General features: G+C 57.6%; 11 protein-coding genes. 8 read left to right on the top strand and 3 right to left on the bottom strand.

The features are described 5' to 3' along the window. Positions 1–54: 54 nt before the first annotated feature. Positions 55–945 (top strand): CDP-alcohol phosphatidyltransferase family protein, encoded by an 891-nt coding sequence (locus MWU38_RS03375; RefSeq protein ID WP_247270418.1) that lies wholly within the window; start codon positions 55–57, stop codon positions 943–945. Here the strand turns inward: MWU38_RS03375 and MWU38_RS03370 are convergent. Beyond that, positions 924–1,814, bottom strand: a complete 891-nt coding sequence (locus MWU38_RS03370) for a glycosyltransferase family 1 protein (protein WP_247270417.1) — start codon at positions 1,812–1,814, stop codon at positions 924–926. The genes MWU38_RS03375 and MWU38_RS03370 overlap by 22 nt on opposite strands. A gap of 627 nt (positions 1,815–2,441) precedes the next feature. On the opposite strand from MWU38_RS03370, the gene MWU38_RS03365 reads away from it, so the two are divergent. From MWU38_RS03365 to MWU38_RS03335, 7 genes are read left to right on the top strand one after another with little or no spacing between them, the layout of a single operon-like run. Continuing rightward, positions 2,442–3,545 (top strand): inositol-3-phosphate synthase, encoded by a 1,104-nt coding sequence (locus MWU38_RS03365; protein WP_247270416.1) that lies wholly within the window; start codon positions 2,442–2,444, stop codon positions 3,543–3,545. Positions 3,546–3,592: 47 nt separating this feature from the next. Beyond that, entirely contained in the window at positions 3,593–4,348 is a 756-nt protein-coding gene (locus MWU38_RS03360) for an NTP transferase domain-containing protein (protein ID WP_247270415.1), read from the top strand. Beyond that, a complete protein-coding gene (locus tag MWU38_RS03355) occupies positions 4,345–5,589 on the top strand; it encodes a glycosyltransferase family 1 protein (RefSeq protein WP_247270414.1) in 1,245 nt (414 codons plus the stop codon). Before MWU38_RS03360 ends, MWU38_RS03355 begins: the two co-directional genes overlap by 4 nt. Next, positions 5,574–6,680: a hypothetical protein gene (locus MWU38_RS03350; RefSeq protein ID WP_247270413.1), complete on the top strand. Its 1,107-nt coding sequence runs from the start codon at positions 5,574–5,576 to the stop codon at positions 6,678–6,680. The genes MWU38_RS03355 and MWU38_RS03350 overlap by 16 nt, the downstream gene beginning before the upstream one ends. Beyond that, a complete protein-coding gene (locus MWU38_RS03345) occupies positions 6,680–7,495 on the top strand; it encodes an ABC transporter permease (protein ID WP_247270412.1) in 816 nt (271 codons plus the stop codon). Before MWU38_RS03350 ends, MWU38_RS03345 begins: the two co-directional genes overlap by 1 nt. Beyond that, positions 7,492–8,979, top strand: coding sequence for an ABC transporter ATP-binding protein (locus tag MWU38_RS14980; RefSeq protein ID WP_348646861.1), 1,488 nt, complete (start codon positions 7,492–7,494; stop codon positions 8,977–8,979). Before MWU38_RS03345 ends, MWU38_RS14980 begins: the two co-directional genes overlap by 4 nt. Positions 8,980–9,024: 45 nt before the next feature. Beyond that, complete coding sequence (locus MWU38_RS03335) at positions 9,025–10,245, top strand: polysaccharide biosynthesis/export family protein (RefSeq protein ID WP_247270411.1); 1,221 nt, start codon at positions 9,025–9,027, stop codon at positions 10,243–10,245. Between the two features lie 22 nt (positions 10,246–10,267). Here MWU38_RS03335 and MWU38_RS03330 read toward each other — a convergent pair whose 3' ends face one another. After that, a complete protein-coding gene (locus MWU38_RS03330; RefSeq protein WP_247270410.1) occupies positions 10,268–11,407 on the bottom strand; it encodes an acyl-CoA dehydrogenase in 1,140 nt (379 codons plus the stop codon). After that, positions 11,370–12,578 (bottom strand): acyl-CoA dehydrogenase family protein, encoded by a 1,209-nt coding sequence (locus tag MWU38_RS03325; protein ID WP_247270409.1) that lies wholly within the window; start codon positions 12,576–12,578, stop codon positions 11,370–11,372. Before MWU38_RS03325 ends, MWU38_RS03330 begins: the two co-directional genes overlap by 38 nt. Position 12,579 lies beyond the last annotated feature (1 nt).

Below are 12,579 nucleotides of genomic sequence, written 5' to 3'. Positions count from 1 at the left end.
GATCACATCGGCGGACAAGTGCGCCCGCGCAAACGGAGCGAATCAAAGGCATTCATGGGCAAGTCGCCATCATCAGCGCAAGGCCCGCAAACGCCAAAACCGCGCCCGCGCGAACTTGAAGACTGGCTTAATTTCTACCTCTATCACCCGCTTTCGATGGCGCTCGCCAGAGCGTTGGCACCGACCCGGGTCACTCCTGATGTGCTTTCGGTCATCGGTGGGGTGATGATTGTCTTCGCGACAATCGCCTACACGACCTTGCCGGGAATTCTTGGGGTCGTCCTGGGCCTCGCTTTCCATATGAGTTGGCATGTTTTTGACGGGGCTGATGGGGATCTGGCACGGCTGACCGGGCGATCATCAAGCCGGGGCGAAGTTATCGACGGGGTGTGCGATTATGTCGGCCACATTATCATGTACGTCAGTTTTGGCATCATGCTTACAGCCGAGGTGGGGGCTGGGCTGGCGTGGGCGCTTGCGATTGGTGCAGGCGCCGGGCGCATTGTCCAAGCGGCCCATTATGAAGTGCAGCGCCGCCAATATCAGCACTGGGTTTATGGCACGCATTTTTTGCGAAGCACAGCGAAGCGAGCCGACCAACCCAAAGGCATTCTGGGCGGCTTTGCAGCCTACTACGTCTGGCTTGGCAGCATATTGGCTCCCGGAGGGTCGGCGATCGATGAATTGGTGGCCGAGAGCGATGACGCGCGCCTTGCGGGCATGCGTCAAATCATCGTTGAACAAACGAAGCCTGTTCTTCGCTCGACTTACCTTTTAAGCGCAAATTACCGCACGCTTGCGATTGGCGCATCAATGGCGGCAGGCTCGCCTATCTATTTCTTCGCCTTTGAGGCGATCGGGTTGACGCTGGTTCTCATTGTGTCGATCCTCGTGTCAGCGAAGGCCGGGCGTCGTATCCGTGATCAAGCCAAGAGCTTGGTGTAAATCTCGACGTTCTTCCGGGCAAAGCTTTCCCAGGACAGCTCTTCGGCCCGTTGCAATCCCCTTTCGCGCATGGTCGTCGCAAGTTCGCCATCCTGCGCGACCCTGCGCAGGTTTCTGGCAATGTCATTGCTATCGTGCGGGTCCACTAACAGCGCCGCTCCGCCAGCGACTTCTGGCATGGCGCTCAGATTGCTGGTTATGACCGGACAACCGCAAGCGATTGCCTCTGCTACCGGATTGCCAAACCCTTCGCACAATGAGGGATGAAGAAGAGCAAGCGCGCCGGAATAAAGCTGCAAAAGCGTGTCGAAGCCGACCGTTCCGGTGAAATGAACGCGGTCTTCAACCCCAAGCTTGCGTGCCAATGAGGACAATTCGGCCGCGCCAGAACCGCGCCGCTGAACCATGACGAGCGCTATGTCGGGCCGGTCTGCAAAGGCCTTGGCGAAGCCTTCGACGGCGCCTCTGTGGTTCTTGTAGGGGGCGTTTTGCCCCGCTGTGAGGATAAATTGCTGACCGGGCGCAAGGCCGATACGGCGCAAGGCTGCCTCGTCGATCTGCACCCGGCGGAAGCGTTCAGACACCCCTGACATCGTCACGTGCGCGCGATCTTCGGCATCTGGTCGATGCTCGACAATTGCCTCTTTTGTAGCCTCGCTGACAGTCGCAATCGCCGATGCCTCACCAAGCGCGCGGTTGATGCCTTGCCTATAGAAACGGCGTTCGATCATGCCGTAGGCATTAGGATTGCACCATTTCGGATGGGTCAACCACATGATGTCGTGCACCGTCGCCAGCGTTTTCATATTCAGCCCGCGGGGAAGAATATTGAACGGGGCATGGAACAGGTCGACATTGCGCAAGTCCACCAGAAAGGGCAAAAACCACAAGGTCCCCGGCCCATTCGCAGGGGTCTTTAACGCGATTTCGGTGACATTGTCTGCGGCACTCAGTGCCCTTGTCCGGGCAGCATTTCGGATTAATAAAAACTTGTATTGCGGGGCAAGAAGTGGCGCGTGGTCGACAAGAGCGCGCGTTACTTCGCCTATACCGCTTGGCCTATCGCTTAAATAGCGGCAATCGATACAAATGGTTCTCACAGATCACTTGCCCGATATTGCGATGTTTTAATCTGCTCAATTGTGTCTTTTGTGATGGTGTGTCCGTGACCCACTCACGAATCGCTGCACGCGATATAGGGCAAATGCAAGTCGCGGTTCGCAAGAATTGCGTCAAACCTGGAGGAAATTCACGGCAAAGCGTTTCTTTTTAAGGTTGTATGCGCACTCGAATTGTGGGACCCACGTCTATAGGTAAGCGTAGTGATTGCAAAAGAGAATTGTCCTTCAGGGGGAAGGCAAGACTCCTTTGATGTGACCTGACATGGTGTAATTTTCGTCGCGTCGCAACACTATCGCAAACACTACCGAGGTGAGGGGGTAACGCAACAGTGCGCAGTGATGCGTACTGAAATGATGGGTGTTCTAGGAAGTAAAATGCAGTCAATTAAAGTTGCTGTGATCGGATTGGGTAATTGCGCTAGCTCACTTATCCAAGGCGTTTCATTTTACAGGTCGACGGGATCGACCAGCGGGCTGATCCGCGAAACTGTCGGCGGCTACGCTGTTTCAGACATACAATTCGTCCTCGGCATCGACGTGGATGCGCGTAAAGTCGGCAAGGACCTGTCCGAAGCCATTTTCTGTGCGCCCAACAACACCACCGTTTTTCACAAAGACGTGGAGCCCACAGGCGCGAAAGTCATTCGCGGGCCGGTTTTGGACGGCGTCGCCGCACATATGACGGGCGCGGGCGAGCGCGGCTTCATGCTCGAGGATGATTATCAGCCGGCAACGAAAGCCGAAATTGTTGAAGCGTTGCGTTCGTCAAAGGCCGATATTCTGGTCAACTTCTTGCCCGTCGGCTCTCAGGAAGCGACGGAGTTCTACATGGACTGCGCGCTCGAAGCGGGCGTGGCTGTGGTCAATTGCATCCCGGTCTTCATCGCCAGCGATGAGCAGTGGGAAAGCCGCTTCAAAGCCAGGGGCCTGCCAATTGTGGGCGACGACATCAAGGCGCAGGTGGGCGCGACGATTGTTCACCGCGCCTTGTCGAGCCTGTTCGCAGCGCGCGGTGCAGCGATTGAGCGCACCTATCAACTCAACACCGGCGGCAACACCGACTTCATGAACATGCTCGACCGCGACCGATTGGGTTCCAAGAAAGAATCGAAGACACAGGCCGTGCAAGCCGCGCTGGCTAAGCGTTTGGAGGACGAGAACATCCTGATTGGTCCGTCCGAATATGTCGCATGGCAGAACGACAACAAAGTCTGTTTCCTGCGGGTCGAAGGCACGCAATGGGGCGAGGTGCCTATGAACCTTGAGCTGCGTTTGTCGGTCGAGGACAGCCCGAATGCTGCTGCCTGCGTGGTGGATGCCATCCGCTATTGCAAACAGGCGCTTGATCGTGGCGAAAGCGGGGCTTTGACGCTGCCATCGGCATATTATTGTAAACATCCGCCAGAACAAATCCCCGAAGATGTCGCAGCAGGCCTTCTCGACCAATATCAGACAAGCTTACCGGAAGCGGCCGAGTAACGCGCCGCCCGCCCGTCACCCAAAGATTGCAATCGAGAGGATTGACAATGGACGGTCTTATTCTTGCCGCAGGTTTCGGAAGTCGTTTGCGCGACAAGTTCGCTTGCAAGCCTCTTGCCTTGGTAAACGGTGTTTCATTGTTCGAAATATCGCTGCGTCAATTGGCGAGCGCGGGGGTGAACCGTGCGGTCGTGGTGACGGGATACCAAGCCGCCGCCGTCGAGGCGGCTGTCGCTGACCTGCGCGCGAAACTGGATATCGAGATACTGACCATCCGCGTCGATGATTGGGAAAAGCCCAATGGCTATTCGGTCATGGCAGGCGCGAGCGTTTTGCCGGGCGAATATCTCCTCGTCATGTGCGACCATCTGCTCTCCACTCCGATTTTGAAGGGCTTGTCGCAGGCGAGTTCAGAAACGCGCGATGTGACGCTCGCGATTGATCGGCAAACGGTGAGCCCGCTGATTGATCCAGACGATGCGACATGGGTGGAAATGCGCAGCGACGGATTCATCGCGTTTATTGGCAAGGAAATCCCGCGATACAACGCAGTTGATTGCGGGGCATTTCTGGCTGGGCCCGGTCTTGCCAAGGCTATCGAAGAGGCAATTTGTCAAGGCAAACCGGGTTCGCTTTCGGATGGTATGCAATGGCTGGCCGATAGAGGCCGCGCTGCGACGTTCGATATTGGTCATGCGTGGTGGATGGATGTCGACGATCCCAAGGCGCACGCGCAGGCTGAGTCCGAATTGGACGGCAGTTTTGCGCTCCTGGACCAAGGGTGCGAGGTGGCCACCGCATGAGCGCCCACGACATCTATCTTGATGTCACACGGTTGGTGAGCCGTGCGTGGACAAAACGGCGCTCCACCGGGATCGACCGTGTTTGCGAGGCCTATTGCCGGCATCTGCGGTCGCGTGCGCGTGCTGTGGTTCAGCATCGGGGCATTGTGCGCGTTCTGGACCAGCGTTGCTCGGTCAGGCTGTTCGAAATGCTGCTAGAACCCGGTGAACACTTTCGGCTTGAAGCGCTGCGATTTGCATCGCTCACCTTGCCGCTCGCTCCCTCGCGTATTGACGGGAAGGGCGCGCTCTACATCAATACCAGTCACACGGATTTCGACCTTCCTGCGCATCATCGTTGGGTCGAGGAATGCAATCTTCGGGCGGTCTATTTCCTCCATGACCTCATTCCCTTGACCCATCCCAGATTGACCAGTGCACATGCGGTCAAGAGGCACCTCGGGCGCGTGCGCGGCGCGATTTGGCACGGGGCAGGCGTAATCGTGAACACCCGCGCAACCGAGGCCGAGCTTCGCCGCTTTGCGACCAAGCGCGGCCTTGAATTGCCACCGGTGGTGGTCGCGCCGCTTGCAAGCGGGCAGGTTTGCGATGCCTCTTCGATACCCTTGGAAAACGCAGTGAGTTCACACGATGTGACACCTGATCGCAATGCGCCCTATTTCGTGTGTCTTGGTACGATCGAACGGCGCAAGAATTATCGTATGCTGCTGCGCGTTTGGGGGGAGTTGTCCGAAATCTACGGGCAAACCTGCCCCAAGCTTGTCATCATCGGTCAGGAAGGCCGCAAGGCGGAGGAAATCTTCGCAGCATATAACGCCAATCCCGACCTTGCGAACCACGTCACATTCAGGACAGATGCCTCGGATGCGGAGGCAGGCCGCCTTATCAAAGGCGCGCGCGCTCTCTTGATGCCGAGCCACGCCGAAGGTTACGGCCTTCCTGTAATCGAAGCGCTGCAAATGGGCGTTCCGGTAATCGCAAACGACATTCCGAGTTTCCGCGAAATCGGGCAAGGGATAGCTTTATTGCTCGATATCACCGATGAAGCAGAGTGGAGGCGGGCAATTGGCCGATTTGCCTTCGAAAATGGTGAACGTGATCGGCAGCTTGAGATGATGGGGCGGTTTTCGCCTCCGACTTGGGCGTCGCATTTCGCAATCCTTGATCCGTGGCTGGATCGGTTGAAAACTGTGCCGCAGGCGCAAGATGAGAGAATGAAAATCGAGTGTCAGACCGTCTGAAAACGATCAACCCACTGTTTATCCTCACAGTAATCGCCCCAACTCTGATCGCCATCTTGTACTTCGGGGTTCTGGCGAATGACGTTTACGTGTCCGAATCGCGCTTCGTGGTGCGCACTCCGGCGAATGAGAACGCTTCGCCGCTGTCTGCGGTTCTGGGCCAGACGGGAATTGGATCCGGCTCGGTTGGCGGGGTTGAGGGCAATGGCACGATCAGCGAATACCTTCTGTCGCGCCGCGCGCTCGAAGAGGCAAATCGCGATGATCTTGTGGTGGACGCCTACACTGATGACAGCATCTTTTTCGTTGACCGCTTCGGCTCGCTTTGGGGAAGGAGCAAGGAGCAGCTCTATCAATACTTCCTGGGCAAGGTTTCGATCGCCGAAGGTGTGACCGGCCAGGTGATGACCTTGCGGGTCAACGCCTATACCCCTGACGAAGCGGCCAAAATTAACTCCCGCCTGCTGTTGCAGTCGGAAGAACTCGTCAACGGCCTGTCGGAAAGATCGCGCGAGGACACAATCGCTCTCGCGCAGGAGCAGGTCGATGAGGCCACCAATAAAGCGCGACTTGCCCGGCTCGAACTGGCGCAATTCAGAAGCAAAGAGCGCATCGTCGACCCCGAGCAGCAATCCGAGGTCGGTTTGCAAATGGTGGGCAAGCTTCAAGACCAGCTCATCGCAGCGCGCACGCAACTTCGCCAACTGCAGACCTACACGCCGCAGGCCTCGCAAATCCCGTTTTTGCGCACGCAGATCCGCCAGCTTGAGGCCGAAATTGAAACAACCCGGCAAGAGTTAACCGGCGGCGCTAATTCCCTGTCTTCGGCAATGGTGCGTTATCAGGAACTTCTCGCCAATTCCGAATTTGCCGAGCAGCAATTGGCGATATCGCTCGCTTCGCTGCAGGAGGCGCAAGCCGAAGCGCGGCGCAAACGCGCCTATATCGAGCGCATCGCCGATCCCAGCCTTCCTGATTATGCCGAAGAGCCGCGGCGACTTCGCTCTATCTTTGCGACCCTTATCCTCGGTCTTCTGACCTGGGGCGTTCTCAGCATGCTTCTGATCGGCGTGCGCGAGCACCGCGACTGATGGCTTCGAACGCTGCCCCCGATACCCATGCAAAGCCCCCCTTGCGTGAGAGTTTTGCGGTACAGGGACGCGTCGTCGGCGCGCTGCTGATCCGCGAGGTCATCACCCGCTACGGGCGGCATAACATCGGTTTTCTCTGGCTGTTTGTTGAGCCTATGCTCTTCACCCTGGGCGTGACCGCGCTTTGGACGGCGACAAAGAATTTGCACGGAAGCGATCTTCCCATCGCAGCCTTTGCGCTTACCGGGTATTCGACGGTGTTGCTCTGGCGCAATATGCCGGGTCGCACGATCGGGGCGATCAAGGCCAATTCGGCGCTACTCTACCACCGCAATATCAAGCCGCTCGACATCTACCTGGCGCGTGTTCTTCTCGAAGCAGGCGGTGCGACAATATCCTTTATCGTGCTTGGCGTCGTATTCATCGCGATTGAGTGGATTGAGCCGCCCGAAGATATATTGGTGGTCACCGCTGGCTGGCTTATGCTTGCCTGGTTTGGCGCTGCGCTTGCGATTGCGCTTGGGACCTTGTCCTATCTCTCAGAGCTGGTGGACAAATTCTGGCACCCGTTCTCCTACCTCATGTTCCCTCTCTCGGGCGCTGCCTTCCTTGTGTCTGCATTGCCCGTTTCGTTTCAGGAAATCGTGCTGCTTTTCCCGATGGTCCACGGGGTCGAATTCATCCGCGAAGGCTTTTTCGGCTCCAAGATCATTGCGATTTATGACCTTTCTTATCTGCTCGTTTTCAATCTGGTGTTGAGCGTTTTTGCGCTACTGTTCACCCGCTATGTATCGCGCCGGGTGGTACCGGGATGATCACGATCGAAAACCTGCACAAAACCTATCCCACTCGCTTTGGCGAAAAGGAGGTTTTGAGCGATGTGAATTTCGAGCTTCGCAAGGGCGAAAAACTCGGCATTCTGGGCCGCAATGGCGCAGGTAAATCGACATTGATCCGTTTGATCAGCGGCGCGGAATTTCCAACCAAGGGCCGCGTTCGCGCGGATATGAGCGTCTCTTGGCCGCTTGCCTTTGGCGGCGCTTTTCAGGAAAACCTCACCGGCGTCGACAATGTCCGCTTTATCAGCCGCATCTACGCACAGGACTTTGAAAGCAATCTCGCCTTTGTCGAAGAGTTTTCCGAGCTTGGCGCATACCTTCGCGAGGAGGTGCGGACCTATTCCTCTGGCATGCGCGCACGGCTTGCCTTCGCGATCTCGATGATCACCGAATTCGACTGCTTCCTGATTGATGAAATCAGCGCGGTTGGCGATGCGCGTTTTCATGACCGGTGCAATTACGAACTGTTTGAAAAGCGCAATGACCGCGCGATGGTGATCGTCTCTCACGACCCCAGTTACATCAGCGATCATTGCGACCGTTTCGCGATCCTGAACGATGGGCGCATGACGTTCTATTCCGATTTTGACGAGGCATATGGCCTGTTCCGCAACACAATGGGTCTTGCGCAGGCGAACGCTCCAGAAAAGCGCGAGATACCCAAATCCCGCAAACAATTGATCGAATACACGCATACAGCCGCGATGCGCGATGAGCTGTTTCAGGCCACGGTGTTTGAGGCAGATATCAAAGGTAAGGCCAAAGAATGGGAGCGGGCCGAGGCGCTTTATCGCGAGGCGTTGGAGCGGCAGCCTTACCAGCGTTCTTACTGGGTGCAGGTGGCGCATATGGCGAAAGAGGCGGGCTATATCGTGCGCGCCGAGAGTGCCTACCGCACGGCCTGCGCACTGGGCGAGCCGCTTGCCGAGGTGGAAATGTTTGTCGAAGATCTGATGCAGCGGCAAAACCTCGACCCGACCGATTTTCCGATCCAGGCTTACATCGCTGCTGCTGCGTTCAAGCAGCCTCCCGCAAATCCCGACATTGAGCTTTTGTGCGACCTTTGCTGGGGCAATGCCCGGTTTTCGGATGATGAGACCTGCGATGCGATGCGCCACGTCGTCTGCTTGGACGAGCTATTGTCGAAGATCATCGCCGACCCGCGATTTGAGGCAGCGCACAAGGATTGGCTCGGCCATTATGTGAAAGGAGAAGCGCCCACAGCGCCCCTGCCAGAGCCGATTGACCCGCAGGGCGCGCAAGCCTCGGTTTCTTCGCGCAATCTGGTGAGCGTTCTGGCTCTAAGCGACAGGGCCGGGGTGCAAGCGGCGATGGCAACCGAGCTTGACGCGAGCGATGACCGCTGGGCACTTGTCCAAAGCTGGGGTGGTTTCGGCGATTGGCCGCAAACTGTCCAAGCCCTGAAGCAATTCAAGAACGAGCCCGCAGCGGTAGGCTAGCGCTGGCAATCAGAGTACCATGTGATGAAATTTGGACCCAATGAGATGAACCGGAAAGCAAATATGGCCGATGTAAACCCCTCTCGCTTGAGCGCTTTTCAGGCGGTCGCGTTGGGGCTTGTCGCGCTCACCATCGCCGGATGTTCATCGCTTGGCGCCAGCGGGCCTGCAGGGGGTGATGTGCGCAGCGCCGACAGTGCAGACTATCAGGGCGAGGGCATTGAAATCGTCGATCTTGATGGCAGGGCGATCGAACGGCTTGGCCAGTACGGACGTGCATCTGAATTTGCTGAAGTGTTTACCGATGAGGCGCCGTCTGCCGAACTGATCGGCTATGGCGACGTCCTTGATATTGCTATCTGGGAAGCGCCGCCCGCCGTGTTGTTCGGGACGACATCCACAGGTGCCGATCTGAGTGCAATGCCCGAAACAGCGCGCAGTGCGCCCATTCCTCAACAAATGGTAGGTGAGGCTGGAACTGTCTCTGTCCCCTTTGTCGGGCCAATCAAAGTGGTGGGCCGCAAGGTTGATGAGGTGGAGCGGGCGATTGTTTCAAGCCTTCGCGGGCGCGCCCATGATCCGCAAGCCATCGTTCGCCTGATCCGCAATGAAACACGCACCGTCACGGTGCTGGGTGATGTGGCGCAATCCAAACGCATGGCTTTGAGCGCACGGGGCGAAAGGCTGCTCGATGCGGTCGCAAGTGCTGGCGGTACCCGCAATCCGGTTGATCGTTCGATCGTGCAAATTACGCGCGCGAGCAATGTCGTCTCCATGCCGCTTGCCCGTGTGATTGAGGACCCGGCGCAAAATGTGCAGCTGTTCCCCGATGATGTGGTAACCGTGCTCCACCAACCGTTCAGCTTTGTCGCTTTGGGCTCAGTCCGGGGCAGCGCCGAGGTCCCGTTCGATGGTGCTGGACTTTCTCTGGCTGAGGCGCTTGGCCGGGTGGGCGGCCTCAACGATGCGCGCGCCGATGTAAGGGGGGTGTTCATTTTCCGCCTCGAGGATCGCGAGGCGTTGGGCGCTGGGCTTGGCGAGAATGTTCGTACGACTGCCGATGGCCGGGTCCCTGTGATCTATCGGCTGGATATGTCCGATCCAGCGAGCCTTTTCGCCATGCAGGACTTCGCAGTGCGCGATGACGATGTGCTCTACGTCTCGACTGCGCCGGGGGCTGACCTCCAGCGGTTTGTCTCTACCATTTCGAGCGCGGCATTCTCTGTCATTGGCATCACGAATGCGCTTTCGACGAACAATAACTAACAGCTGGCTATAGACCGTCGCCTCAAGCCATCTGGCCCACGCGGCGCAAGTGGTATTGATAGCTGCCAAGCGCTGCATCAAATGCCAGAATACGCTTGTGATAGTGGCTGACGCTCAATTCATCGGTCATGCCGACCCCGCCGTGGGTCTGGATTGCAGCTTCTCCGATCTCGCGACCAAGCTTGCCGATCTGGCCCTTTAGCGTGGCGATATCGCGAGGACTGGCTACGCCCGAATTGGCAAGGGCCGTGGTGTAAGTGAGAGTCGAGAGCGCCTTGGTGTAGGCAATTTTCATATCTGCCAAACGATGCGCAACCACCTGAAACATACCGATCGGCTGACCGAATTGCTTTCGCGTCATCGCGTATTCGCATGTGTCGTTGAGGAGCGACTTCATCGCCCCCAATGCTTCTGCGCTTTGTACGATGACGGCTTTCGTGAGGACCGCGTCCAGCGCCTCGCCAGCATCTTCGAGGATTGTAGTGGCGCTCACCGTGTCGAAACGCACGGTTGCCGCGGCGCGCCCGTCGATTGTCTTGTAAGCGTTGGTCGTAAGGCCGCTTGCACCCTTTTCGACAAGGTAGAAACCGAGCTTGCTCGTGTCAGCAGTCCTTGCGACAACCACGAACGCATCGGCAGTTTCCCCTGCAATCACAAGGCGCTTTTCCCCCGAGAGAGTTGCGCAATCGCCTGAAACATCAGCCTGCATCGAGATTTGCTCTGGGCTTGCTGTGCCATTGCCTTCTTCATAGGCGAAAGCGAGTACAGCCTCGCCGCTGCCTAGCTTTTCGATCCATTCCAGCGCCTCTGGTGTGCCACTGGCCGCCAGTGCGCCTCCAGCGAGCAGTGTCGATGCTACATAAGGCTCGACCACCAGATGCTCGCCAAACGTTCCTGCAAAGGCGACTAGGTCGGCAATCGATCCGCCGAGCCCGCCGTGCTCTTCACTGAACGGCAGCATGGTGAGGCCCAGTTCAGCAAACGCGTTCCACACGTCCGCCGACCACGGCGCATCCGATGCGACCAGTGCCTGACGGGTGTCGAAATCGTATTTGCGTTCCAACAGCTTTGCGACGCTGGTCCGCAGCATGTCCTGCTCTTGGGAGAAGCTAAATTCCATCGGGTTATACTCCTGCCGCAAGGCTGCGAGAGATAAGGTCACGCTGGACCTCGTTGGAGCCGGCGTAGATCGAGGCCGCCCGGCTGTTGAGGTAAAGCGGCATCGAAATGAGGTCGAATTCGCTTCCCTGTGGCTCAACGTTCGAGCCCACGCGAAGCGCCTCCAATTGTCGCGCCAGGCCGCCAACGCCCGACACCTTGCTCATAAGTGTGGAGGCTCGCTGGAGAAGCTCGGAATTGATGGTCTTGTTGAGCGACGGAAAGGCGGGGTCATTGGCAATCGGATGGCCGCTGATCGCGAGTTTTTCCATGTGGCCAAGGCTGGCGACATCGGCGTGGAGCTCGCCAAATTCGCTTTGGAACACCGGGTCGTCCGCCAACATTCCGCCAAAAGGCGAGGGCGTCCTGGTCGCGGCTTCTTTCGCGCGGTCGAGATAGTGTACCAGCGTCGGAGAGGCCGCAGAGCCGCCGCGTTCGTGTTTGAGCAGATGCTTGGCGACGCTCCACCCGTCATTTTTTTCGCCCACGCGGCCCGATTGGGGCACGCGGACATTGTCGAAGAACACTTCGCATTGCTCTGGCATCCCGTCGAGCCCGACGATAGGCCGGATTTCCATGCCCGGATAATCCACGCGGTCGAGCAGAAGGAAGGTGATGCCCTGCTGTTTCTTGCCCGAATTGTCGGTGCGAACCAGCATGAACATGCGGTTGGCATGATGGGCGTAAGTGGTCCAAATCTTGGAGCCGTTGATGATATAATCATCGCCGTCGGGTTCGGCGCGGCATTGAAGCGAAGCGAGATCGGAACCCGATCCCGGCTCTGAATACCCCTGCGCCCAGAAATCTTTGCCAGCAAGGATTGGCGGCAGATATTTTGCCTTTTGCTCGTCTGTGCCCAAGTCGATCAGGAGCGGCCCCACCATGCCAAGGCTTTGCGGAAGGAGCGGCGGCAAATCGGCCTTGCGATACTCTTCGGCAAATATGAAACGCTGCTCGACGCTCCATCCTGTACCGCCATGTTCGACCGGCCAATGCGGCGCAGCCCACCCCTTTTGTGCAAGGATCGCGTGCCATTCCATGCACTGATCGAAGGGGGCAAAGACGCTTGTGGTCTTGCGTCCAGCCTCGCGGATGGCTGGCGTAGGAGCGGTGGCGAAGAACTCGGCAACTTCGGCGCGGAAGGCTTCGAGTTCTGGTGAGAAATCGACGTTCATT

The organism is Qipengyuania sp. S6317L1 (assembly GCF_023015615.1).
GTDB lineage: Bacteria > Pseudomonadota > Alphaproteobacteria > Sphingomonadales > Sphingomonadaceae > Erythrobacter.
Note: the sequence above shows the minus strand (reverse complement) of the source record. Positions and strands in the feature narration are given on the sequence as shown.